Raw genomic sequence first — 23,720 nt, 5'->3', positions numbered from 1 at the left:
AAAGTCTAAACTGATTCTTGGCTTCAGATGTTGTCAGCATTTCTTGTTTAATTCGGGATGATTACACAAACACAGGAAGATATAATCTGACCATCAATCTCATTTACAATCAGATGGTGATTCGGATCTTCAATGATCTGATTCCATGTTTTTTCAAGATGTTCATCATGCTTGGGAATACTATCTTCATGTAAGTAAAGATACCGTTCCAAAAGTGCTTCCAAATCTTCTTTTCTTACTTCTCGTATCATCAGCTAATAATCATTAACCCTTTAATCTATTAATCTGGAAGATACTCTTTCCACTATATTCGCTTCACTTATATGTGTCATTTTCTGACACCCGCTTTAGGTGTGAACGATATATTCAAAACCATATAATTCTATATTGCTCCGTTCGCAATTGCTATTTTAGATTTTGGGTATAGGTACCCTTTTTCTAAAATATACCTCTTTTTAAAGTAAACGCTCACACCAACGCGCTTCATGTGTTCATTTACTTTAATTTTGATCTTCAAATCATGTCCGCAATACACTGTAATTGCCGGATTGCGAGCTTCCTCATAGCCGGATCTTTGATCCAATCAAGTATCCGAATCACCTCTTCCTCCCAGGAATCCTCATGAGATTCACCCATCAGCAGATAGTTCGGAGTTGTCTGCAGCGCCTTCGCCAGATCTACGATGATGCTGGACGGAATATCATGCTCGTCCTTTTCATATCTGCAGATAGTGGTTTTCTTCATATAAAGCATGGCCGCCAGTGTCTCTTGACTATACCCCATATCCTTCCTGCATGCTCTGATTCTCTTTCCGATGGTATCAAGTTCTCTGTTCATATTTTCCTCTTTCCGGCGGATAACCGGAAAAAGGGATGTGCTTTTTTAGTCCCAGATAAAAGTACATAAAAAAGAGACTCACAAGAAAGTAACAGCTTTCGCCGATTATCTTTCTCACGCGTCTCTAGGACTGACTCTCGTCTCCTTTATCATGAGTGCCATATTAAAAATATTTCTTTCTAAACCGATGTAGCATCCTCATATGTATATAGCATTTCCCAAACCTCCGCATTTATGTATATTTTGCGTATGTTTAGGTAAATTAAACATCTGATTTTGTTAATCAGCAAGCGCGAATATTTCAGCTTGGTATAAGAAGTTAAATCCCCCACTTTCTAAAACAAATTGTCCAGCTTGCCAAGCCTTCAAATGTTTCCTGCTTCTTTTCTTCTGTTGCCTCCGCATAGATGTCCATGGTAGTTTCGATGTTTCTGTGCCCCATCACGGACTGGATCACCTTCAGGTTGCGCTTCGCCTCACAGAGCCTGGTTGCAAAGGTATGTCTCAGAACATGACATGAGAAGTTAGGAATCAGTTCCGGATCTCTCTTTTCCTTTGCCGCATTTAACAGCTCTTCGGAATTGTAGGTCTCCACAATTCTCTTGATGGTACGGTTCACTGTCTGCGGATTCGGTACACGGCCATCTGCATTCTGAAACACAAAGCCGCTCATTCCATCTATGATCTGTTCGTTGAGACCGCCAAACAATTATAAAACTGCTGTCTAAAAGCGTTTGCGGGTGGATTCGAACCACCGGTGCGTTGCCGCACACCTCCTTAGCGGGGAGGCACCATCGACCACTCGGACACGCAAACATAAGTGGGCAGAGTCAGACTCGAACTGACGTAGACCGAAGTCGGCGGATTTACAGTCCGCTGCAATTGCCACTATGCGACCTACCCATATGACCTCTGCGAGACTCGAACTCGACATTTGCAGCTTGAGAGGCTGCCGTCCTAAACCATTAGACGAAGGGGCAGGATGATCCCCGCCGGACTTGAACCGAGCATCCCAGCCTTGAAAGGGCTGTGTCCTAACCTTTAGACTAGGGGACCGTAGTGCTCATACCAGGATTCGAACCTGAATCAATCGGTTCGTAGCCGATCATTCTATCCATTGAACTATACGAGCATAGTGGAGCCGTTATCCCCGGCTCCTATTCTGTTTTCTTCAAGCGCTAATCTGCACTCTTGCATCAGCATCAACAACTATGATGTCATCCATGGATACTCCAAAAATCATAGCCAATGCAACTAGGTTATCGATGGTAGGCATAGCCACACCATGCTGCCACTTGTAAATTGCCTGAGGTGTTGCAAAACCAAAAAAGTCCTGCAAATCCTTCACGGACAATCCTGCCTGTTGTCTCATCACCTGAATATTTCTTCCTGTTGCCACCATATCAATGGCAGGTAAAGTAATCATTTTATCCTCCTGTTCCGGCATACCGACCGGAACAGGTTGCTCCTTAGTCGGATGCCTTGAAATTGTAAATAGGTTTCATTACATCGATGATATCTACAGATTCTTTAATCACATCTATGATGTCTTCAAGACTCTTGTAGGCCATCGGTGCTTCGTCCAATGTATTCTTGTTAATAGAAGTGGTGTAAACACCCTTCATTGTTTCTCTGTACTCGTCCATGCTAAGGTTTGACTTAGCTTTTGTTCTGGACATGATTCTTCCTGCACCGTGTGGAGCTGAATAGTTCCACTCCGGATTTCCTTTTCCGACTGCAAGCACGCTTCCATCCCTCATATTAATTGGAATCAGCACTTTCTCACCTTTATGAGCTGCTATTGCACCCTTTCTTAAAATCATTTCATCTGTATCAATATAATTATGAATGGTGTGGAAACTCTCGCCTGCTGTCATTCCTGTGCGCGCTATCAGAATCTCCGCCATCTTTTCACGGCTTCGTCTTGCGAAGGCCTGGCAAATTTCTACATCGTGAAGATAATCTTCCAGATATTTACCTTCCAGATAGCAAAGGTCCTCCGGCATACTGGTTTCACTCTCATAAACCTGCCAATGGAGCTGTTTTAATGCCTCCTGTATTTCATTTTTACGTCCCTGCTCCTTGTAAGTTCTTATGATTTCATCACGCTTCTCCAAATACTCGCCATAACCTCTATTAAGATTGATTGCCAGTCTCTGATAAAGCTCTGCCACCTGCTTACCAAGATTTCGGGATCCGGAGTGGATGACCAGATATTTGGTTCCGTCAGCTGCTTCATCAATTTCGATGAAATGATTTCCGCCTCCCAACGTTCCCAAAGCTCTCTCTAAACGCTTTGCGTCTTTCAGTTCTCTGTAGCATGCAAGACCTGTCAAATCAAATCTCTCCTGGCGACCTTCCCATACATTCATACCTGACGGAATAAAGTGTGCAGCCTCATCAACTTTTTCAAAATCGATATCTCCTTTACCAAGATTTACTGTGTACATTCCACATCCGATATCTACGCCAACAACGTTAGGAACTGCCTTATCTGTAATTGTCATTGTGGTTCCTATAGTGCAACCTTTACCGGCGTGGACATCAGGCATGATACGAATCTTGGAGCCTTCTGTCATGGCATAATCACACATACGTCTGATTTGCTCTATCGCCTCATCCTCAACAACTCTGGCGTAACAGATTGCTGTATTCACTTTTCCTTTAATCTCTAATACGTCCATTGTCATTTCCTTTCTCTCAATACATTGAACAATGCCCCGCAGGTCGCACGACGTCCGGTGGACGTCGGCTTTGCGACGACCGAAGCGGAGCGGAGACCTCGAACTCCCGACCGTCGGATTAAAAGTCCGGTGCTCTACCAACTAAGCTAACGGAGCATAAAAAAACCGCCTGCCTCATACAAGGTAAGCGGTTTGCAAAACATGTTTATCTATCTGCTATGATCCTATTACTACTCTTGGATCCTTGCGAAAGCAACATTTTCTCGCATATGCTTAGTCTTATATGAGCGCATGAAAAGAACTCTACTCTCATCGCGTTTTTCGAGGGCAGATTCAAGGCGATCACTATACAGACTATATAAACGATTCATTGTTGCCATTTCTGTTTTATCCTTTCCGGGAGCATGCTTCTTGTGCTCCGCTCATCTCTTTATATTTCGTATGATAACACTGATTGCTTTAGTTGTCATTATACCTGTGGTATAAAAACCTGTTTGTTATTCTTCATCAAAATCAGATCCGCCAAACATTCTAGACATCATCATCTGCCCGTGATAGCCGCCTGTAGCATCATGACACCCCACCACAAGCTTATAGTTTCCATCGTGCATATTCTGCGCGCTTCAGACTTCTGACGAATGTTATTCATTTCCAAATCAACAACGATATGTTTCATGCGGTATTCCTCCTTACAATCAGCTTTAGTTAAATTTCTGATTATAAGTTACTGCATGAGGTGTACGTTAAAAACGCCAGCCTATTTTCTTACGCTATCCAATATGTTCCATCCGGTGCCTGATAGATTGAACCTACTTCTTCAGAGAGCGTGTTACCTTCAAAATCTTTTACTATAACCTTGTCATAGTACTTATAATCCTCAGAAGCTCTGTCATTCTCATCGTCCCAACCTTCCTCAATCCACGCTTCAAGGTATACCTTTCCATCAGAGATAACGGAAACACTTTCATTTGGCTGCAACTTAAATGAAAACTTTTCCGGATAGTAACAATTGAAAACATTGTTGTCCTGTGAGATCAAATGAACATCTTCGCCTACAATCATAAGATTGTATAGATTCACTTCCTGTATATTAAACTCTGCAACAGGCTTTGGTTCCTCATCCGGCAAATACTTATATATCGTCACAATGCCTGCATTGTTGTCTGCCTGCAGAAAGTAGTAATATCCTTTCAGATACACCGGATTTCCGTACATAACATCCTTTTTCTTTTGAAAAGGTGTGTAGACATCCCCAGTCTTAAGGTCATAGAATTTAATCACTGACCCCGGATATCCACCTTGTTCCGCCCATTCCACCAAATCAAATAGATCGCTGGAATCTGTATGTGCAAAACCAAGTCTTTCCTGACCATATATCTTGTCGATATACAATCCATTCACTTCTTTAAAATGCTTAATCATTACTATTTCTTTTCTCCTGTAACTCCCGATATAACTCCCGGTGAAAAACAACTTTCCAGGTTTCAGAATTCCTGTCCACAAAACCTTCACGCTGCATAACGATAGTAATATGCTGTGCCACCGTATATCCAATTCCGGCAACCTGATCGAACCATATCGGGTCTTCCTCAGACTTGCCAAACGCATATACCGAAGATAGCTTTTTAATCCGAGTACTCTCAGCCCAATCATAGAACTTCTCATACTACTCTTCCCAGGTCATATGCTTATTCTTTTATCTCCTTTTCAAACCTGAAAAACAAATCCTCTCCATCATCACCTTCCGGTGCATTTGGGTCCATATGCTTCGGATTATAAAATTCAACTGCTTTAAAACCGCAACGGTTAATGTAAAAATGCAGATTCCTCGTATCAAAATAAGGTGTACATGTCTCCCAACAGCTTACATTCTTATGTCTTTCTTCAATGGTATTCCAAATCATTTGACCGATGCCTTTGCTTTGAATTCCATTCTTTACATACAGAAAATCCAGATGCCCTCTGTTTCCATTAATAACGATTATTGCGCCGCCAACCATTTCCCCATCCACGATAGCTTTATAAGCCACCGAACCCTTCGTGTTCAGTGACTTGTTGATATGTGACTCAGGTAGTATTTCTTCATCCATATCCTCTTCCCAGGCCATTGCACCAATCTTAAATGATTCTTGCATATCCTTCTTAAATACAGGTAGGTCACTTTCTTCTATCGGTATTAACTTGAACTTCATTGTTCCTATACTCCTTTAGGGCTTATATGATGTACCACGGTCTGAGATATCACTTTTGGAGAGTCCCTCCAGATCATCTTAAGTGCTATGATTGACAGCGTATGTGCTATTTTTCGGCCAACCGAAGCACAACTCTGAAAATATAATAATAAAACGGATATTCATCATCAAAGAAGGTTTCAATTAGCTTGGGATTTTTAATTTCAATTCCTATAACCTCTTTAATTCCTTCCGTTACCAGTTTGATTCCCTCATCTCCTTCCGGAAGTTTTGCATCTTTACAAGAAAAACTTGGAAATTCAATAGGCTCCTCTTCCACGCCAGCCTTTTCTGCTATCAAATATCGTCCTTTTTTATCCTGAATAATAACTGATACTCTTTTGCTTCCTGTAGTCCTTAACATCCCTGTCAAAGTTTCCTTTCTTACATCCACATCTTATTCTCGCAGCTCCATCGTTTGTCAAAATCCGTTTCCCTCAGTATAGTCTGATAAATTGGTTCAAGAAATGCTATCAGCCTGTCCAGTGCATCATCGAATAATAATCCTGATTCTTTTACCGGATCAAAAGCCTTCCACTGGGTATTCAGCGCGTTGCTGTTCTTAAAATCTTCAATTTCAGCAAAAACATCATCCGGCAATTCTCTGTTCCGATGAACCAAAGTACTTTTAACCGCTTCAATAAGGATCTCTCCTTCAAAATCAAATATCCCCGACAGATAATAAATGTCATAGAAATCCTTCATCCTACTTGTTCCGTCCATCCTCTGAAGAATTGCATCAAATTTCTCTGCAATAGTGCTTTCTAACGAATATGTATACACTTCCGGAGAAACAAAATCCGGCAATCTTGTAATAATCATCCTTTTTATCGGATCAGGCACAATCATATCATCAATACCAACATCAATAGAGAACGGAATCCTCACCTTTCCTATACGTCCCATAAACGTAGTTTTTACACCGGGATATTTTTTATCTACCGAAATAGCCTCTGTACCCAAAACCTCCAGTGTTATGAAATCATTCCCTGTACTGGTGTTGCAGATATCTCTCATAGTCTGCTCAATATTCTCCATACTTCCATGTAAGTTCTTTATCAGAAAGTCAATGTCCCTTGTCGGTCTCGAATCAAATTCCGTAAGTGTATAGATAAACATTCCACCTTTTAAGATCAGATTATCTGCATACTGGGAAAGTGATAGTTTTCTCAGAAATTCTTCCTGAGCAAAAAGCTGAAGAACCATCTGAAATGGAATCCCTTCTTCTTTTGACTGATTCTTTAATCTCGTCAGTACCGATGCCGCCATGTTCTTTATAGCCATACCCCAAGCACCTCCCTTACCTTTTTTTCCACGTGAAGTAGTTTTGCGTACTTCATAAGTCGTGCCTCCACCTTCTTAGGATCCTGAACATATCGCTGGATAGCCACATTGAAAACCTCTCCATCAACTTTGTTTCTATGAAGAAGGAGATCACAAATCGTTCTTTCCCTGTCATATATCTTTACAGGCTTACCATCAATCTCTGCTTCTTCTATCCCTACCTTATATCGATCACTACGAATAAAATGTGGTTTTACAATAGGATAATCAATATAGAATCTTGTTCTTGTGCTCTTATTATCCACTGCCAGATGCCACGCCGCCGGGGTCCTATCCGTATAGCCATAGTAATCCAGTGCACTCTCCATACAAATTACTCCATCCGGAAAGAGTGTCGTAATAGTGGGAATGTCCGAAAAGGAATCTTCCCCTGAATACTGATAGTAGCCACGTCTAACCTGCTCTATCTCACCCTCTTCCAGCAGATGTTGAATTTTCTTATAGTAGAAGCCCTCTTTTTTTAGTTCCGCAGTTCTCATTAGACCGCCATACCTGTCAAAAACCGCTTTAAGACTTTCACCCATGCAATCACCCTCTCCTATCATTTTAATATACAATTTCTCAACAGTTTTTGTATAGTTTGATAAATAGAGTATGTCGCCTGTCTTGAAAAATGTCAAGAAAAACGGCCAACAGAGAAAGAATCTCCTGCTGACCGTAAGCGCTTAATCTCAGGGCGGTCTTTGACCGCCTAAAAAAACACACTATCCCGCTTACAAGGACAGTGTGTTTCACATGCTGCCCTTATTCAAGTTTCTGAGAATACACAGCCGCTGCCAAGAAGCCTTGAGTCACTGATTGTGACATCAAAAAAAGGAACAGACTATTATATCTGTTCCCCTTTCTACAATTGTGCAAGCGGACTTGCACAATTTCATTCACATTTATATTTATCAATTATTCTAGATTCCATATCTTCCAAACTAGGTACAGTATCCTGCAACTCTGTAGGAATATCTTCCAGCAACTTGTACTCGCTGACTCCAATAGGTTTAGTCATATCTTTCAGAGCATATTCTGCAACAAGACGATTTTCATCCCTACATAGTATCAATCCTACAGATGGATTATCCGCAACACTCTTAACTTGATCATCCAATACTGATAAATAGAAATTCATTTTACCAGCATACTCCGGTTTAAACTTTCCTGTCTTAAGCTCTACTGCAAAGAAGCAGTGCATTATATAGTTATAAAACAACAAGTCAATATAAAACTCTTCATCCTGAACCTTAAGCTGAAATTGCTCTCCGACGTATGCAAAGCCTTTTCCAAGCTCCAACAGCAATTTTGAAACATTTTTCACCATCTCATGCTCAATATCTGTCTCTATCATCCGATCAGTCATCTGAACAAAATCAAAAATGTATGGATCCTTCATTGTCTGTATTGCCAGTTCACTCTGTTTATCCGGCAATTTACCTGTGAAATTCTGAATCTTCTTTACACTCTGTCTGTCGTACAGATTACTTTCAATCTGCATAACCATCACGTCACGAGTCCATCCGTTTTCTATTGCCTTTCCCATATACCATAGATACAACTCTTTGGTATCAGTTTTGTCCATAAGTGCTATATGGTGATACCATGTTAGCCCAGAAAATCCCATAGAATCAATTTCATTCTCGTTAAACATCCCAGAGAATTTCTTCATATACTTAAGATTTCTTACCGAAAAGCCAGTTGCTTCAGGAAATTGAATTTTAATATCGGAAGCAAGATTGTCTATGAACTTATTTCCCCACTCACTCTTTTCAATGATAATCTGCCCCAGCTTCCAGTTCCTATGAAGCAAAACATTGTTCGTATTAACAACCGCCTCATAGCGAGCTGAGCTAATACATTCAAATGCCTTACTTAAAGCTTCTTTATACTCTGAATTATTGATTAACATATTGCTCCTTAGTTTGTGCAAGCCCACTTGCACAATTATAAATAGCTATTTTTACTGCTTTATAGGTTATCATTTTACATCAAATAATTCTATATCTTATTTATCGCTCAACAACCTTATTCATATCCTGCAGAATCCTAAGCTGATTAAGTGCTACGCTTCTGAGCATAGGATTATGAAAACTGTCGAAGATAGATACAACCTCATCATATATCTTTAATCTTACTGTTATAGACTTAAGTGTATATTCTTCACCCGATATTTTTATCAACACCTCTGAAGTTACTTTTAGCAAAAAGGTTATGGCTGATTTAAATTACCCCGCTAATGTACAATTTTGTCTTGATCCATCTCAAAAGATTTTTGCTATAAAGGTTTGCAGAAGCTGTGATTCCAAATCTGCGCCTTTAGCCAGGAAATCCACAAAAACTAAGGGAACATTATCCATTTCTGATAAAAATCTTCACAAATGCCTATCAGCATAAATCCCTAATACACGATACAAGCTTTCCGGTGAATATGACCGAGAGCACCACATTATGTTTTTTGATATAAAAGGAGCTGCTAAATGTGAATATCAGCCCTTTAAAAAAATGATTTTTTATAACTTGTAATATTAATAAAGCCCTATAGCAGTTTTTTCTGCTACAGGGCTGCATTTTAGTATAACTTTGCACCAGCTGGGATGTGGTTATCAATCATAAGAAGGTGAAGCTCTTCACCATCTGAATCCTTAAGGTTATTTACTGCAGAAAGCAGCATACCGCAGGATTCGATGCCCATCATTGCTCTCGGCGGAAGGTTTGTGATGGCGATCAGTGTCTTTCCAATCAGATCCTCCGGCTCGTAGAAAGCGTGAATTCCGCTCAGAATGGTGCGATCCTTGCCGGTTCCGTCGTCCAGTGTGAACTGGAGAAGCTTCTTTGACTTCGGAACTGCCACGCAGTCCTTAACTTTAACCGCACGGAAATCGGACTTGGAGAACGTCTCAAAATCAACCGTTTCCTCGAACAGCGGCTCAATCTTCACATTGCTGAAGTCGATCTTGCTGTTCGGAGCGAAAAATCCGTTGTCATCGGACGCAGCCGATGCAGAGCTCTTCTCCGGGTTAAGGGACTTAAGTGTCGGGAACAGGATCACATCGCGGATGGCCTCACTGTCAGTGAGCAACATACAGAGACGGTCGATTCCGTATCCGATACCGCCTGTCGGCGGCATACCAACCTCCAGTGCATTCAGGAAGTCTTCGTCGGTGTGCTGTGCTTCCTCATCGCCTGCTGCGGACAGTGCGTCCTGAGCGGCAAATCTCTCTCTCTGATCGATCGGGTCATTCAGTTCGGAGTAAGCGTTGCACATCTCCCAACCATTGATGTACATCTCAAAACGCTCTACCTTGGACGGGTCGGACGGCTTCTTCTTGGTCAGCGGAGAAATCTCGATCGGGTGATCCATGATGAAGGTCGGCTGGATCATCTTATCCTCGCAGAACTCGTCGAAGAAGAGATTTACGATGTCACCCTTCTTGTGGCGCTCCTCGAACTCGATTCCCTTCTCGGCAGCGATCTTCTTTGCTTCCTCGTCGGTTGCAACCTGATCAAAGTCAATGCCGGTCTGCTCTTTGATGGCCTCGTTCATGGTCAGTCTGCGGAACGGCTTGGACAGGTCAATGGTAACACCCTTATAGCTGATCACGGAACTTCCGCATACCTTCTCCGCAAGATAACGGAACATATCCTCGGTCAGATCCATCATGCCGTTGTAATCGGTATATGCCTGATAGAGCTCCATCAGAGTGAATTCCGGGTTGTGCTTGGTGTCCACACCCTCATTGCGGAATACACGGCCGATCTCAAAGACTCTCTCAAGGCCGCCGACGATCAGTCTCTTCAGATAGAGTTCCAGAGAGATTCTCATCTTTCTGTCCTCGTCGAGGGCGTTGTAATGTGTGATGAACGGTCTTGCAGCCGCACCGCCGGCATTTTCCACCAGCATCGGGGTCTCAACTTCCATGAAATCTCTTGCGTCCAGGAAATTGCGGATCTCACGAAGGATCTTGGATCTCTTGATAAATGTCTCCTTAACGTCGGCATTCATGATGAGATCGACATATCTCTGTCTGTATCTGGTATCAGTGTTGGTCAGGCCGTGGAACTTCTCCGGAAGCGGCTGAAGAGACTTGGAAAGCAGGGTAATGCTCTCTGCGTGAACGGAGATCTCCCCTGTCTTGGTCTTGAATACCTTACCGGTTACACCGATGATATCGCCCATGTCGTACTTCTTGAAGTCCTTGTAAGCTTCCTCACCGATGCTGTCTCTTGCGACATAGCACTGGATGTTGCCGAGCTTGTCCTGAAGATTGGTGAAGGATGCCTTACCCATGACGCGCTTGCTCATCATACGGCCGGCGATGGATACCTCTTTATCCTCAAAGCTTTCAAAATCATTCTTGATTTCGGTGCTGTGCGCCGTCTGATCAAACTTGGTGATCTGAAACGGATCCTTGCCTGCAGCCTGAAGTTCCGCCAGCTTGTCACGGCGAACCTGACGAAGCTTGTTGACATCTTCCGGCTTGTTATTCTGCTGATTCTGCTGAACCTGCTCGTTCGCATTCTGTCCCATATTCTTTCCTTCTTCCCTTAGGATCACTGCCGGCGACGCGGTCTCCTGCTTCTGCCCGGAGGCCGGCCGCAGCCACTGTGTTTTTGTTCTATAGCGCAGAAAAACCGCCGGCATAGCCTGCGGACTTCTCTGTTATCTTTTTCGCGGGCAACGGGCCATAATCTGTGCCTGCATGAGGTCTGACGCTGCCGCAATGCCGGGTAAAATCCGCACTGCGGTTTTACGAATTGAAGCGGTCAGTGGACCAAAGTCCATCTCTGCCTGAGGACCTGACGGCTGCCGCGATACAGAGTGAAACCGCAAGCCGGTCTCACCCAGATTCTCATTATCTCAATACAATCAGTTCTGATCGGCGTGCTCGATGGAGAGAACCTTGTACTGCAGGGAGCCGGACGGTACGACAACCTCAACAATATCGCCAACCTTGTGGCCGATCAGCGCTGCACCGACCGGGGAAACGTTGGAGATTCTGTGCTGGAGTGTATTGGCCTCGGAAGAACCGACGATGGTGAACTCCATCTCCTCGTCCTCATCCTCGTCGTAAACCTTAACCTTGGTACCTACACCGATCTTGTCCAGTGTAAGCTCGGATGCGCCGACAACTTCGGCGTTCTTCAGCATTTCCTCCAGCTCTGCGATACGAGCCTCGATATCACGCTGCTCATCTTTTGCTGCATCGTACTCCGCATTCTCGGAAAGATCGCCCTGCTCTCTTGCTTCCTTAATCTTTTCCGCAATTTCACGTCTTGCGTTTACCTTCAGATTGTAAAGCTCGGCTTCTCTCTCTTTGAATCCAGCTTCTGTCAAGACAACGTTCGCCATCGTATATCCTTCTTTCTTCTTTATAAATATCACAAAACAGGCATTCTTTCCAAGGATGCCTGCTCTGTTACGTTCTCCGCATACTGCGCAATTATACAGAAAGAATCCGGTCATGTCAAGCCGAAATCACGCGGAGAGCCGCAGAATTCCGCCAAAAATCGCCGATTCCGGAACATGCCGAGTCCCATCCGGAAGTTCTGAAATATCTCTGCGGAAACGCCGTTCCCGGAACATTCCGCTCCCGGCTCCGAAGTTCCGCGATGTCCGGTCAAAACCGCCGATCCAGCAGTTCCAGAAGTCCTTCCAGCGTTTCCACCATATTGATGTCATTTCGAAGCTGGGCAGAGTTCGGAATCCCGGCGGTATACCAGGACACGTGTTTTCGCATCTCGCGGATCGCAATGTACTCGCCCTTGACATCCACCATCATCTTCGCCTGCCGGCGGATCATGGCGAGAATCTCTTCTCTGGTCGGCTCCGGAAGGAGCTCCCCGTGCTCCAGATAATGGACCACGCGCTTAAAAATCCATGGATTTCCCTTGGCACCGCGGGCGATCATCACACCGTCGCAGCCGGTCTCGTCCATCATCTTCTTCGCATCTTCCGGCCGGAAAATGTCGCCGTTGCCGAACACGGGAATCGACACGGCCTCCTTCACTTTCCGGATGATCTCCCAGTCCGCTTTTCCGCGGTAGTATTCCTCCCGGGTTCTGCCGTGGACCGCCACGGCGGCAACCCCGGCCTGCTCCGCCATCTTCGCAAATTCAGGCGCGTTGACGGAGTCATCGTTGAATCCCTTCCGGAATTTGACCGTCAGGGGCTTATGAAGTTTTTTTGCCATCACCGAAAGAATCCGGAAGGCGAGGTCCGGATCTCGCATCAGAGCGCTTCCCTCATGGTTGTTTACGACCTTCGGAACAGGGCACCCCATATTGACATCAATGATGTCATAGGGGCCTTCTTCCAGCCGGACCGCAATCTCCGCCATGATGTCCGGATCGGAGCCGAAGAGCTGAACCGCCAGCGGATGCTCCTCCGGAACGGTGCGGATCAGTTCATTGGTATTTTTATTGCCGTAATAGATGGCTTTTGCGCTGACCATCTCCGTGCAGGTCAGTCCCGCCCCCATCTCCTCGCAGAGAAGACGGAACGGGAGATCCGTTACCCCGGCCATCGGACCGAGCGCAACATTGTGCTTTAATTCGATATTGCCGATTTTCATGGGATTCGTTCGCTGTCCTCTCACCTGGTCTTTTTCATGTTCTCATAGAGCTGTCTGGCCGGTCCGTCTCCGCCGACCTCCTCGATCGGCTTTTTCAGAACGATCAGCTTGTAGTAGAGTTCCAGCGACTCAAGGAATTCCGCCTTCTCACGGCGAATCTGCTTGATCTTCAGGTCGCTTCCGATATCGTCGAAGAGGAAATCGTCCTGTTTCGCCATCACTTTGAGGTTCAGCGTTCCGTCCGGCGCAAATTCCATAAAGAATTCGCCGCCGACATCCTCCGTAAAGAGCACGCAGGTCACATGAAGTTCCTGCTGGATCTGCTCCGGAAGAATCGCAAACTGCTGGTTGAAGAAATATTTCTGTGTATAGGAAGACGCGCCGCAGAGAACTACGTTCTCGCCGTCTTTGTTGTCACTGACATTCTGCATCTCTGCCATGATTGATTCCTTTCTCCGATCGCCTGTTTCGGATTTTCGAACATTCTCATCCGGAACTGTCTCGTTTTATATCGTATCTGTTTTTTTATCTTTGCCTTCTGCGTCCGCCGATTATAACACAGTTTCCTTTCTGTGCACAATATGCTGCAATGCGCTCTGTATCCAACGAGTCATTTCTCTGCGCTGCATTTCCCGTCTTCTTTACCGCGTCGCGCACATCTTTGCGAAACGATTTATGTGTGACAGGAATTTCAAATCTTCTCGAATCATCTCCTGTCATACGAAGACCGCCGGGCACCTCTGCCCGACGGTCCGATGGAAGTTTCTCCGCTTCTTATGAAATGTTATTCTGGATGTTTTTCGATGTCACCCGAGTTATCCGAATCTCGCAGGACACTACACTTTTCTCAGCGGATCAGCTGTTTGCTGATCTCATACTCGTCCTGCGGAAGATCTTTGGTCATCGCCAGCGCTTCCTGAATATCGAAATCCACATACGCACCACCCTTATATCCGATGACACGGTTGGTCTTTCCCTCCATTAGGAGCTGAACGGCCTTGGACCCCATGATGGACGCATATACTCTGTCCTTACAGGTCGGTGAGCCGCCGCGCTGCATGTATCCGAGGATGGTGGCACGGGTCTCGATTCCGGTCGCCGCCTCGATCCGGCGCGCCATGGATGCGGAGTGCCCGATACCCTCGGCGTTGATGATGATGTGATGCTTTTTGCCGCGCTTTCTGGAATCAATGATACGATTGATGAGCTGCTGCTCGTCACCGTCATACTTCTCCGGAAGAAGGATATCCTCCGCGCCGTTTGCGATGCCGCACCAGAGGGCAATGTATCCGGCGTGGCGCCCCATAACCTCGATAATGGAGCAGCGCTCGTGAGAGGTGGACGTATCTCTTACCTTGTCGATCGCCTCCATGGCGGTGTTGATCGCAGTATCAAATCCGATGGTGTAATCCGTACAGGCGATATCGAGGTCGATGGTTCCCGGCAGTCCGATGGTATTGATGCCGAGCGCGGAAAGCTTTCCGGCGCCGCGGTAGGATCCGTCGCCGCCGATGACAACCAGGCCGTCGATTCCATGTTTTTTACAGATCTCCGCGCCTCTCTTCTGACCTTCTTCCGTCATGAATTCCGGACATCTGGCTGTATAGAGAATGGTACCGCCGCGCGCGATGATATCTGCCACGCTCAGCCCGTTCATATCCACGATCTCTTCCTGAAGGAGTCCCGCGTATCCGCGCATGATTCCCTTTACCTTCAACCCGTTGTTGATGGCGGTTCTGACGACTGCACGGATGCAGGCATTCATTCCCGGCGCATCGCCGCCGCTGGTCAGTACGCCGATCGTCTTCACACTATTAGCCATAGTCCTTCCTCCTCCGGAACGTCCCGTATGTTTGCAAATCTGCACCGTTTTCTTCGGCAGGATTCGTTAATTTTTAAACACTTTAAAATATTTTATAGCAGTTTTTGTATCTTGTAAAGAACAAAGTCCTTAAGCGGACTCCGGCTCTCCATCCCCTATTCCTGAGCGCTTGCTGACTCCGGGGCCTCATGCCTGAAGAGAGTTTGTGGTCTCCGGCTCTCCATCCCCTATTCCTGAGTGCTTGCTGACTCCGGGCCCTCATGCCTGAAGAGAGTTTGTGGTCTCCGGCTCTCCATCCCTATTCCTGAATGCTTGCTGACTCCGGGGCCTCATGCCTGAAAAGAGTTTGTGGTCTCCTGACCCCGTCCCCAGGGCTCATCGCATTCCGAAGCCCGAGCGCCCAAAAGAAATCTTCGACGCGACGACGCTGACATTGTCCTCGCCGACCCCGGCCTTCAGTGCGTCGAGCAATGCCGGCCCAGCCTTCACGCTCATGTTCGCCGGCAGAACTTTCTTCGCCTTTTCTTTGGCAACATAGACCACGACGCTGTCTTTTCCGTCGCTTCCGGCAATCACCTTCTCCATCCAGCCGGCCTTCTCGCGGTACTCGTCCATATCCGCAAACCGGATCCACACCTGACTCGGCACGTCCTCAAACGGAACGATCCGCTCGCAGATGAGCTTGCCTTCCGGGTCGTCCCCGATGCTGACTCTTCCGCGGATAAAGACCTTGCTGTCCTCCGACGTAAACAGCCGGTACTGCTCGTAGGTCTTTGGGAAAATGAGGCATTCCACGGTTCCGGCCATATCCTCGACGGTGACGAAGGCCATAATTTGATTCTGCCGCGTCGTCTTGACTGTCTTTGCCGTGATCATACCGCCGATCACCACATAATCGCCGTCAGTCACGCCGGCCTCGCCGGTATCCTCGTCCACCAGAAAGTCTACCGTTCTTGCGGTGATATTTTTCTTCCAGATCTCCTCGTACGCCTCCAGCGGATGTCCGCTGACATAGACGCCGAGGGTCTCTTTCTCAAAGGCGAGGATCTCTTCTTTGGAGTACTCTCCGACCTTCGGCATAGTGATCTGGAATTCTTTCTTCTGATCTTCGGACACAATATCGAACATGGAGATCTGTCCCGCCATCGAATTTTTCTTTTCCTTGGCCTTCTGATCCAGAAGATCACCGGAAATCAGGAATTTCTGTTTTCTGGTTCCCGGAAGTCCGTCCATTGCGCCGGACTTGATAAAGCCCTCCAGAGTTCTGCGGTTGACGTCTTTGCCCGCCATCCGGTCCACAAAGTCCTCGATGGTGCGGAACGGACCGTTATTCGTCCGCTCTTCGATCATCCGCTCCACCACGGACTGGCCGATGCTCTTGATCGCAGAAAGGCCGTACCGGATCGATCCGTCCGAAACGGAGAATCCGACTTCACCTTCGTTGATGTCCGGCGGAAGAATCCGGATGTCCATCTGCCGGCAGTCGGAGATGTACTCCGAAACCTTCGTGTTATTGTCGCGGACAGAGGTCATGAGCGCTGCCATGAACTCTACCGGGTAGTAGCATTTCAGCCATGCGGTCTGGAAGCAGACCACCGCATATCCCGCCGCATGGGATTTGTTGAACGCATATTTGGCGAAATCGATCATGCCGTCGTAGATATGGTTCGCCACCGCCTCGGAGATTCCGTTGGCAACGCAGCCCTTGATTCCCAGCTCTTCATTGCCGTAGACGAAGTTTTTGCGCTCCGCCTGCATTTCGTCCTCGTGCTTTTTACTCATCGCGCGGCGGAGCTGATCGCTTCGGCCCCAGGAGAAGCCTGCCAGATCGCGGACGATCTGCATAACCTGCTCCTGATAGACGATGCAGCCATAAGTCGGTGCGAGAATGTGCTCCAGTTCCGGGCACTCGTAGGTGATGGATGAGCGGTCATTTTTCCCCTTTAAATACTGCGGGATGAAATCCATCGGGCCCGGTCGGTAGAGGGAAATGCCCGCGATGACATCTTCCAGACTCTCCGGCTTCAGTTCCTTCATGAAGGACTTCATGCCGTTGGACTCGAGCTGGAAGACTCCCTCGTCTTTTCCGGTTCCGACCATATCCAGAACCTTCCGGTCGTTGAAATCGATCCGGTCCATATCGATTTTGGTTCCGCTGCTCTTTTCCGCCATGCGCGCGGCGTCCTTGACGACGGTCAGCGTGCGAAGCCCCAGAAAATCCATCTTCAGAAGCCCGAGTTCTTCGATCGTCGTCTTCTCATACTGGGTAGTGATCGAGCCGTCCGAACCTCTCGAAAGCGGCACATATTCATCAACCGGCGCAGCACAGATCACAACGCCGGCGGCATGGATCGACGTATGGCGCGGCAGTCCCTCGAGCCGGCGGGACATATCAATCAGATATTTCACTTCCGGATCCGTATCATAGAGCTGCTTCAGCTCCGGATTGGCCTTCAATGCCTTGTCCAGCGTGATTCCGAGGTCCGTCGGGATCATTTTTGCGATCTGGTCACAGCGGGCGTACGGAAGATCCAGCGCACGGCCGACATCGCGGATGACGCCTCTCGCCGCCAGCGTACCAAAGGTGATGATCTGGGATACACAGTCCCGGCCGTATTTTTCCGTGACATAGTCGATCACTTCCTGACGCCGCTCGTACTCGAAGTCGATATCGATATCGGGCATGGAGACGCGTTCCGGATTCAGGAAACGCTCGAAAATCAGCTGATAGCGGATCGGATCAATGTTGGTAATGCCCATGCAGTAGGAGACAATGCTTCCGGCCGCACTTCCTCGTCCGGGGCCCACTGCAATATCATGGGAGCGGGCAAAATTGACATAATCCCACACGATCAGGAAATAGTCGACGAAGCCCATGTGCTGAATGACGCCCAGCTCAAAATCAAGCCGCTCGCGGATGGACGCATCGCCGTCCGGATACCGCTTTTCAAAGCCCTCCGTACAGATCTTATTCAGATACTCCCAGGAAGTCATGCCGTCCGGCACCGCGTATTTCGGGAGTTTCCGCTCTCCGAACTTAATCTCGACGTTGCATCTGTCTGCGATCCGATGGGTGTTGTCGATTGCCTCCGGCGCATAGGGAAAGAGCGCCCGCATCTCTTCTTCCGACTTCACGTAGAACTGACCGCCCTCGTAGCGCATGCGGTCGGTATCACTGACCTTCTTCGCCGTCTGAATGCACAGAAGAATGTCGTGGGATTCCACGTCATCGGCGGTGATGTAGTGGCAGTCGTTGGTCGCCACGATCGGAATGCCGGTCTCCTGATGCAGGCGCATCACGCCGGCATTGACCTTTTTCTGCGCCGGAATGCCGTGATCCTGCATCTCAAGGAAATAATTCTCCTCGCCGAAAATCTGCTGATAATGAAGAGCCGCCTTCTTCGCCTCATCATAGAGGTCCGCGGTCAGAAGTCTCGCCACTTCTCCGGCAAGGCAGGCGGAGCAGCAGATGATGCCTTCATGGTATTTTTCCAGCGTCTCGTAGTCGACCCGGGGCTTGTAATAGAATCCCTCGACAAAGCCGACGGAGACGATCTTCATCAGGTTTGCGTATCCCTGATTGTTCTCTGCAAGCAGGATCAGATGATAATAGCGCTGCTCATCCGATCCGACTTCGCGGTCATGTCTCGATCCCGGCGCCACATAGACCTCGCAGCCGATGATGGGTTTGATCCCCCGTTTTTTCGCTGCACGGTAGAATTCAATCACACCGTACATATTCCCGTGATCCGTGATGGCAATGCTGTCCATCCCAAGTTCTTTCGCCCGGTCCATGAGCTCATCGATCTTACTCGATGCGTCCAGAAGGCTGTATTCCGTATGCAGATGCAGATGGGTAAATGCCATCCCGGTCCTCCTTACATTTAAAACTGATATGTGCTCGCGCAGAGCAGATCCGCTGTTCTTCCATTGCAGAGGCCTGCGCATCCCCGCGAAGCGTTTTTGCGGGATAGAAATTCCCGAGAAATATCCTATGCCACAATGGAAACAGTCCGCCGCAGAATACTCCGCGGCGGACTGTGCGTTTTTCTATTCTGCCGGTCGGCAGTTCCGATCACCTTATGATGTCAGGTAATCCTCAATTCCCTTCAGAGCAGCCTCTTCGTCGCCGCCTTCTGCGGTAACCGTAATCATCTGGCCGTTTGTCAGCGCCAGGGACATCATTCCCATGATGCTCTTTGCATTCACCTGACGGGTTCCGCTGACAATATGAATGCTGGAATTCTCATACTGGCTCGATACCTGTACCAGCATTGCAGCCAGTCTTGCTTCCATTCCCTTTTTCAGATTGATAGTAATATCTCTGGTCATGCCTGTTACTCCTCTTACTCCGGCGAGATCCCATGCTCCTGTCTCAGTTTCTCCGCAATCTCGCTGATTCTCCTGAGTCTGTGGTTGACGCCGGACTTTCCGACCGGCGGCTCCAGCATGGTTCCGAGCTGCACGAGCGGTGCATCCGGTGCATTGAGCCTGAGCTCCGCCATCTGTTTCAACGGTACCGGCAGCGACGCCAGTCCCTTGGTGTCCCTGATATACTCGATATCTTTCAACTGCCGTACCGCCGCGGATACGGTCTTGTTGATGTTCGCAGTCTCACAGTTTACCTGTCGGTTGACACTGTTTCTCATGTCCTTGACGATGCGGATATTCTCCATATCCATCAGGGCAGTATCGGCGCCCATCAGTCCAAGCATATCACGGATTTGGTCGCCTTCTTTAATATATACCACATAATACTTCTTCCTGACAACAATTTTTGCCTCGATGGAAAAGGTGGAAATGATGGTACATAGCTGATCTGCGCGCTCCGGATCAGACGTCACCAGTTCGTAGTGATAGCTCTTTTCCGGATCGCTGATGGAACCTGCCGCGAGAAACGCTCCGCGGATGTAACTCCGTCTGCAGCAGTCCTGCCGCAGGACGATATTCCGGACTCTCGCGAAATCCTCACCGATCTCGCCGTCCTCCGAGATCATTTTCACGGCTTCCAGAACCCGTCTCGTCCCCTCGCTGTCGCTGACATAGACGATGTACGTCCGGTTCTTTTTGGAAAAATGACTCTGCCGGACTGCAATCTCACTCCGGACCTGAAAGGCCTCTTTCAGAAGAATGAAGAACTTTCGCGCAACGGTCACATTTTCCGTATGGATCCGGAGAGTATACCGACCGCTCTCATCGGCCGAAATGGTGCCGCACATGCCGAGAAGCGCCGCCGTCTCAGCGATCTGGCAATGTCTGGCTGCCGGCACCACTCTTGATAATTCATCCTTCACACGGGAAGAAAACGACATCGGTCACCCCTGCTTTCCGTCCCGGTCTGCGTCTCTGTGCTCGATGCGAAGACCGATCTCCTGATGTGATTTCAATGCTTCATGCAAAAGGTTTGCCACCGTCACGCTGCGGTGCTTACCGCCGGTGCAGCCGATGGCGATGACCAGCTGATTTTTTCCTTCCTTCACATAATACGGAATCAGGAAATCCAGCAGATCCGAGATCCGCTTCAGGAACTCGTTGCAGGTGCCGCCCTGCCGCACATAGTCCTGCACCTCTTTCTCGTTGCCGGTCCGGTGCTTCAGCGCATCCACATAATACGGATTCGGGAGGAAACGGACATCAAACACAAGATCCGCGTCGCGCGGGATCCCGTACTTAAAGCCGAAGCTGAGCACCGTCACAAACAGACTGGAGAATTTCTCATTCTTCACAAAGATCCTTCCGAGTTCGTCCCGCAGATCTCTGGTCAGAAGCGCGGACGTGTCAATGATGTAATCCGCTCTCTTTTTCAGAAACTCCAGCTGTTTCCGCTCTTCGCGGATTCCTGTCTCCACTCTTCCGCCCGGTGTCAGCGGATGCGCACGGCGGGTCTGTTTGAACCGGCGCACCAGCGCGTCCTCGTTGGAATCCAGAAAGAGGATGGAATACGGAATTCCGTTCTTCGTCCACTGATCCAGCGTGTTCGCCAGTTCCGGCAGCTCATCGCCGCTCCGGATATCCACGCCGAGCGCCGCCGTGCTGATTCCGCTGCCGGAATCCCGGACCAGCTCTGCAAATTTATCAACCAGCGGAATCGGGAGATTGTCCGCACAGTAAAAGCCCATATCTTCCAGCGTTTTCAATGCGGTCGTCTTACCCGCGCCGGACATTCCGGTCACGATTACCAGTCTCATATCTCACTCACCTCTTCTGCTGTTGATGACCATCCGATCCATCGGCTTTCCACTTTTCTCCGATCAGTAACCCCGGTCTGCCCTATCCTCTGTCTCAGCGCTTCAGCACCTTGATCCGATATGCTGCGGGTTTTGGGAAATACTTCCTGCCCCAGTCTCAGCAGTCAAATCCGAGCATCATGACTTCCGGCTCCAGCTTTACGCCGGCGTCTTCATAAACGCGCTTCTGTACTCCGCGAATCACTGCCAGCACGTCTTCCGCCGTGGCGTCGCCGCGGTTGATGACAAACCCGCAGTGTTTCTCGGAAACCTGTGCGCCGCCAACGGTAAAGCCGCGAAGTCCCGCGTCCTGAATCAGCTTTCCGGCAAAATATCCCTCCGGTCTCTTAAACGTCGAACCGGCGCTCGGGAATTCGACCGGCTGTTTTTCTCTTCTTCGGCCGTTCAGGTCATCCATGGTCTCCCTGATCGTCTCCGGATCGCCTTCATGAAGGACGATCTCCGCGGAGAGCACAATCCACTCATTTTCCGGAATGCTGCTGTGACGATAGGAGAGATCCAGATCTTCCGCCGCAATCCGCTCTGTGCGTCCATCCCGTGTAAATACGCGGGCCGAGCGGACGATCTGCTTCATTTCGCCGCCGTAGGCGCCGGCGTTCATCACCAGCGCGCCGCCCAGAGTTCCCGGGATTCCCGACGCAAATTCAAATCCGGTCAGCGATTCCTTCAGCGCCCGTCTCGCGATCGATGCGAGAAGCGCGCCCGACCCCGCCTCGATCACGACACCGTCCGCCTCCTCCCGCACTTCCATTCCGGAGAGGTTGACGCCGCTGTGAATGATCACGCCGCGGTATCCCTCATCACTCACCAGAAGATTGGAACCGTTGCCAAGAATGAAATACGGAACCTCCTCCCGTCTGCAGAGCCGGACAACCTCCCGGAGCGATGCCTCATCCGCCGGTGCCGCGTACCAGTCCGCCGGTCCGCCCACCCGGAATGTGGTGTGATTCTTCATCGGCTCGTCTTTCAGGACGCGGCCGCCGTAGGCCGCACTCTGCAGTTCTCTCTCAAAACTCATGTTATGTTCTCCGTTCGTTCTTTCCTTTTATTCGGTCTTTGCGACCATGGCCTCCTGAACTCTGCGGTAGAGTTCCTGTGCCGTATTGTAGCCCATGCCCTTCTGTCTCTGGTTGACCGCCGCGGACTCAACGATAATCGCGAGGTTACGGCCCGGGCGGATCGGGATCGAGTGACATACGACTTTATTGCCCAGAAATTCCATAAACTGGTCTTCCAGACCGAGACGGTCGTATTCCTTCTCTTTATCCCACTCCTCCAGTTTGATGACCATATCGATGGTCTTCTGGTCTTTCACCGACTGTACACCGAACAGCGTCTTGACGTCAATCACGCCGATTCCGCGCAGTTCGATAAAATACCGCGTGATGTCCGGCGAAGTTCCGATCAGCTGGGAGTCGCTGGTCCGGCGGATCTCCACCACGTCATCGCTGACCAGACGGTGTCCGCGCTTGATCAGCTCCAGCGCCGCCTCACTCTTACCGATGCCGCTCTCACCCATGATCAGAACGCCGACACCGGCAACGTCGACCAGAACGCCATGCACACTGATCATCGGTGCCAGACGGTCTGTCAGCCACAGAATAATCTCCGCCATCAGATGTGATGTCGGCTTCTCACTCATCAGACACGGCACCTCATAGTGCTCGCAGAGGCCGATGATGTCATCCGCCGGTTCGATGCCGCGGCTGTAGAGAAGACACGGAATTCCCGATGCCAGCAGTTTCTCAAAAACCTCCAGCCTTTTTTTGTCCGGAAGCCCGTTTGTATATGCGGTCTCAACGTTTCCGATTACCTGAACACGGTCACTGTCAAAATGTTCCAGATAACCGGTCAGCTGAAGCGCCGGCCGGTTTACTTCGGCATTTTTCAGAACAATCAGGTCCGTATCGATCTGAGGAGTCATGTTCTTCAGGCCGAGTTTGTCAATCAGTTCCGTGATGGTTACGTCTGCCATAAATCCCCCATTCCCAGCAGAG

The 23,720-nt window shown here is 48.5% G+C and carries 21 protein-coding genes, 5 tRNA genes and 1 pseudogene; all 27 read right to left on the bottom strand.

What is annotated here, in order from left to right:
• Window positions 1-513: 513 nt before the first annotated feature.
• The 27 genes and pseudogenes from BMW41_RS00340 to hprK all read right to left on the bottom strand — a co-directional run bounded on the left by BMW41_RS00340 (window position 514) and on the right by hprK (window position 23,698).
• Window positions 514-837, bottom strand: a complete 324-nt coding sequence (locus BMW41_RS00340) for a helix-turn-helix domain-containing protein (RefSeq protein WP_074647675.1) — start codon at window positions 835-837, stop codon at window positions 514-516.
• A gap of 319 nt (window positions 838-1,156) precedes the next feature.
• Window positions 1,157-1,537, bottom strand: a pseudogene (locus tag BMW41_RS00335) (tyrosine-type recombinase/integrase); the annotation flags it as partial.
• A 31-nt stretch (window positions 1,538-1,568) separates the two neighbouring features.
• Window positions 1,569-1,653, bottom strand: a tRNA-Ser gene (locus BMW41_RS14440).
• 5 nt (window positions 1,654-1,658) lie between these two features.
• Window positions 1,659-1,740, bottom strand: a tRNA-Tyr gene (locus tag BMW41_RS00330).
• Between the two features lie 3 nt (window positions 1,741-1,743).
• A tRNA-Glu gene (locus tag BMW41_RS00325) sits at window positions 1,744-1,816 on the bottom strand.
• A 4-nt stretch (window positions 1,817-1,820) separates the two neighbouring features.
• Window positions 1,821-1,893, bottom strand: a tRNA-Glu gene (locus BMW41_RS00320).
• A 4-nt stretch (window positions 1,894-1,897) separates the two neighbouring features.
• Window positions 1,898-1,969 (bottom strand) — tRNA-Arg (locus BMW41_RS00315).
• Window positions 1,970-2,008: 39 nt separating this feature from the next.
• Entirely contained in the window at window positions 2,009-2,263 is a 255-nt protein-coding gene (locus BMW41_RS00310) for a helix-turn-helix domain-containing protein (protein ID WP_074647672.1), read from the bottom strand.
• A gap of 43 nt (window positions 2,264-2,306) precedes the next feature.
• The gene (locus BMW41_RS00305) at window positions 2,307-3,521 is read right to left on the bottom strand and encodes an RtcB family protein (protein ID WP_074647669.1); all 1,215 of its coding nucleotides are present in this window, start codon (window positions 3,519-3,521) and stop codon (window positions 2,307-2,309) included.
• A gap of 541 nt (window positions 3,522-4,062) precedes the next feature.
• Window positions 4,063-4,197 (bottom strand): hypothetical protein, encoded by a 135-nt coding sequence (locus BMW41_RS15105; protein ID WP_278280316.1) that lies wholly within the window; start codon window positions 4,195-4,197, stop codon window positions 4,063-4,065.
• A gap of 89 nt (window positions 4,198-4,286) precedes the next feature.
• A complete protein-coding gene (locus BMW41_RS00300; RefSeq protein ID WP_242870179.1) occupies window positions 4,287-5,174 on the bottom strand; it encodes a hypothetical protein in 888 nt (295 codons plus the stop codon).
• A 35-nt stretch (window positions 5,175-5,209) separates the two neighbouring features.
• A complete protein-coding gene (locus BMW41_RS00295) occupies window positions 5,210-5,713 on the bottom strand; it encodes a GNAT family N-acetyltransferase (protein WP_074647666.1) in 504 nt (167 codons plus the stop codon).
• A 106-nt stretch (window positions 5,714-5,819) separates the two neighbouring features.
• Window positions 5,820-6,146 carry a hypothetical protein gene (locus BMW41_RS00290; RefSeq protein WP_143050770.1) on the bottom strand — a complete coding sequence of 109 codons (327 nt, stop codon included), beginning with the start codon at window positions 6,144-6,146 and terminating at the stop codon, window positions 5,820-5,822.
• Complete coding sequence (locus BMW41_RS00285) at window positions 6,137-7,036, bottom strand: nucleotidyl transferase AbiEii/AbiGii toxin family protein (RefSeq protein WP_083378696.1); 900 nt, start codon at window positions 7,034-7,036, stop codon at window positions 6,137-6,139. The genes BMW41_RS00290 and BMW41_RS00285 overlap by 10 nt, the downstream gene beginning before the upstream one ends.
• Window positions 7,027-7,620 (bottom strand): type IV toxin-antitoxin system AbiEi family antitoxin domain-containing protein, encoded by a 594-nt coding sequence (locus BMW41_RS00280; protein ID WP_143050769.1) that lies wholly within the window; start codon window positions 7,618-7,620, stop codon window positions 7,027-7,029. The genes BMW41_RS00285 and BMW41_RS00280 overlap by 10 nt, the downstream gene beginning before the upstream one ends.
• A 350-nt stretch (window positions 7,621-7,970) precedes the next feature.
• Window positions 7,971-8,990 carry a PDDEXK nuclease domain-containing protein gene (locus BMW41_RS00275; RefSeq protein WP_031471110.1) on the bottom strand — a complete coding sequence of 340 codons (1,020 nt, stop codon included), beginning with the start codon at window positions 8,988-8,990 and terminating at the stop codon, window positions 7,971-7,973.
• Between the two features lie 660 nt (window positions 8,991-9,650).
• On the bottom strand, window positions 9,651-11,609 hold the full coding sequence (gene lysS, locus BMW41_RS00265) for a lysine--tRNA ligase (protein ID WP_074647859.1): 1,959 nt from the start codon (window positions 11,607-11,609) through the stop codon (window positions 9,651-9,653).
• Window positions 11,610-11,948: 339 nt separating this feature from the next.
• Window positions 11,949-12,431, bottom strand: coding sequence for a transcription elongation factor GreA (gene greA, locus BMW41_RS00260; RefSeq protein ID WP_074647857.1), 483 nt, complete (start codon window positions 12,429-12,431; stop codon window positions 11,949-11,951).
• 268 nt (window positions 12,432-12,699) lie between these two features.
• A complete protein-coding gene (gene dusB, locus BMW41_RS00255) occupies window positions 12,700-13,653 on the bottom strand; it encodes a tRNA dihydrouridine synthase DusB (RefSeq protein WP_074647660.1) in 954 nt (317 codons plus the stop codon).
• A gap of 20 nt (window positions 13,654-13,673) precedes the next feature.
• Entirely contained in the window at window positions 13,674-14,084 is a 411-nt protein-coding gene (locus tag BMW41_RS00250; RefSeq protein WP_083378703.1) for a DUF6145 family protein, read from the bottom strand.
• 416 nt (window positions 14,085-14,500) lie between these two features.
• Entirely contained in the window at window positions 14,501-15,475 is a 975-nt protein-coding gene (gene pfkA / locus BMW41_RS00240) for a 6-phosphofructokinase (RefSeq protein WP_031471115.1), read from the bottom strand.
• Between the two features lie 375 nt (window positions 15,476-15,850).
• Window positions 15,851-19,342 carry a DNA polymerase III subunit alpha gene (locus BMW41_RS00235; RefSeq protein ID WP_074647649.1) on the bottom strand — a complete coding sequence of 1,164 codons (3,492 nt, stop codon included), beginning with the start codon at window positions 19,340-19,342 and terminating at the stop codon, window positions 15,851-15,853.
• Between the two features lie 213 nt (window positions 19,343-19,555).
• Window positions 19,556-19,807 carry an HPr family phosphocarrier protein gene (locus BMW41_RS00230; protein WP_074647646.1) on the bottom strand — a complete coding sequence of 84 codons (252 nt, stop codon included), beginning with the start codon at window positions 19,805-19,807 and terminating at the stop codon, window positions 19,556-19,558.
• 14 nt (window positions 19,808-19,821) lie between these two features.
• On the bottom strand, window positions 19,822-20,787 hold the full coding sequence (whiA, locus tag BMW41_RS00225) for a DNA-binding protein WhiA (RefSeq protein WP_074647642.1): 966 nt from the start codon (window positions 20,785-20,787) through the stop codon (window positions 19,822-19,824).
• A 3-nt stretch (window positions 20,788-20,790) separates the two neighbouring features.
• A complete protein-coding gene (gene rapZ / locus BMW41_RS00220) occupies window positions 20,791-21,663 on the bottom strand; it encodes an RNase adapter RapZ (protein ID WP_074647638.1) in 873 nt (290 codons plus the stop codon).
• 157 nt (window positions 21,664-21,820) lie between these two features.
• A complete protein-coding gene (gene murB / locus BMW41_RS00215; RefSeq protein ID WP_074647635.1) occupies window positions 21,821-22,741 on the bottom strand; it encodes a UDP-N-acetylmuramate dehydrogenase in 921 nt (306 codons plus the stop codon).
• A 27-nt stretch (window positions 22,742-22,768) separates the two neighbouring features.
• Window positions 22,769-23,698 carry an HPr(Ser) kinase/phosphatase gene (gene hprK / locus BMW41_RS00210; RefSeq protein ID WP_074647631.1) on the bottom strand — a complete coding sequence of 310 codons (930 nt, stop codon included), beginning with the start codon at window positions 23,696-23,698 and terminating at the stop codon, window positions 22,769-22,771.
• Between the last annotated feature and the right edge of the window lie 22 nt (window positions 23,699-23,720).

This window comes from [Clostridium] aminophilum (assembly GCF_900101295.1).
Classification (GTDB): domain Bacteria; phylum Bacillota; class Clostridia; order Lachnospirales; family Lachnospiraceae; genus Clostridium_R; species Clostridium_R aminophilum_A.
This window is presented reverse-complemented; position numbering and strand designations above follow the sequence as displayed.

What these genes read in the sequence shown, in the direction of transcription:
- rapZ (WP_074647638.1), bottom strand. Translation starts at nt 21,663, where the DNA reads ATGAGACTGGTAATCGTGACCGGAATGTCCGGCGCGGGTAAGACGACC.
- dusB (WP_074647660.1), bottom strand. Translation starts at nt 13,653, where the DNA reads ATGAAAATCGGCAATATCGAATTAAAGCACAATGTTGCGCTCGGTCCG.
- BMW41_RS15105 (WP_278280316.1), bottom strand. Translation starts at nt 4,197, where the DNA reads ATGAAACATATCGTTGTTGATTTGGAAATGAATAACATTCGTCAGAAG.
- whiA (WP_074647642.1), bottom strand. Translation starts at nt 20,787, where the DNA reads ATGTCGTTTTCTTCCCGTGTGAAGGATGAATTATCAAGAGTGGTGCCG.
- BMW41_RS00295 (WP_074647666.1), bottom strand. Translation starts at nt 5,713, where the DNA reads ATGAAGTTCAAGTTAATACCGATAGAAGAAAGTGACCTACCTGTATTT.
- BMW41_RS00280 (WP_143050769.1), bottom strand. Translation starts at nt 7,620, where the DNA reads ATGGGTGAAAGTCTTAAAGCGGTTTTTGACAGGTATGGCGGTCTAATG.
- BMW41_RS00235 (WP_074647649.1), bottom strand. Translation starts at nt 19,342, where the DNA reads ATGGCATTTACCCATCTGCATCTGCATACGGAATACAGCCTTCTGGAC.
- pfkA (WP_031471115.1), bottom strand. Translation starts at nt 15,475, where the DNA reads ATGGCTAATAGTGTGAAGACGATCGGCGTACTGACCAGCGGCGGCGAT.
- hprK (WP_074647631.1), bottom strand. Translation starts at nt 23,698, where the DNA reads ATGGCAGACGTAACCATCACGGAACTGATTGACAAACTCGGCCTGAAG.
- BMW41_RS00275 (WP_031471110.1), bottom strand. Translation starts at nt 8,990, where the DNA reads ATGTTAATCAATAATTCAGAGTATAAAGAAGCTTTAAGTAAGGCATTT.
- BMW41_RS00305 (WP_074647669.1), bottom strand. Translation starts at nt 3,521, where the DNA reads ATGGACGTATTAGAGATTAAAGGAAAAGTGAATACAGCAATCTGTTAC.
- BMW41_RS00230 (WP_074647646.1), bottom strand. Translation starts at nt 19,807, where the DNA reads ATGACCAGAGATATTACTATCAATCTGAAAAAGGGAATGGAAGCAAGA.
- murB (WP_074647635.1), bottom strand. Translation starts at nt 22,741, where the DNA reads ATGAGTTTTGAGAGAGAACTGCAGAGTGCGGCCTACGGCGGCCGCGTC.
- BMW41_RS00285 (WP_083378696.1), bottom strand. Translation starts at nt 7,036, where the DNA reads ATGGCTATAAAGAACATGGCGGCATCGGTACTGACGAGATTAAAGAAT.
- BMW41_RS00300 (WP_242870179.1), bottom strand. Translation starts at nt 5,174, where the DNA reads ATGATTGGGCTGAGAGTACTCGGATTAAAAAGCTATCTTCGGTATATG.
- BMW41_RS00310 (WP_074647672.1), bottom strand. Translation starts at nt 2,263, where the DNA reads ATGATTACTTTACCTGCCATTGATATGGTGGCAACAGGAAGAAATATT.
- BMW41_RS00340 (WP_074647675.1), bottom strand. Translation starts at nt 837, where the DNA reads ATGAACAGAGAACTTGATACCATCGGAAAGAGAATCAGAGCATGCAGG.
- BMW41_RS00250 (WP_083378703.1), bottom strand. Translation starts at nt 14,084, where the DNA reads ATGCAGAATGTCAGTGACAACAAAGACGGCGAGAACGTAGTTCTCTGC.
- greA (WP_074647857.1), bottom strand. Translation starts at nt 12,431, where the DNA reads ATGGCGAACGTTGTCTTGACAGAAGCTGGATTCAAAGAGAGAGAAGCC.
- lysS (WP_074647859.1), bottom strand. Translation starts at nt 11,609, where the DNA reads ATGGGACAGAATGCGAACGAGCAGGTTCAGCAGAATCAGCAGAATAAC.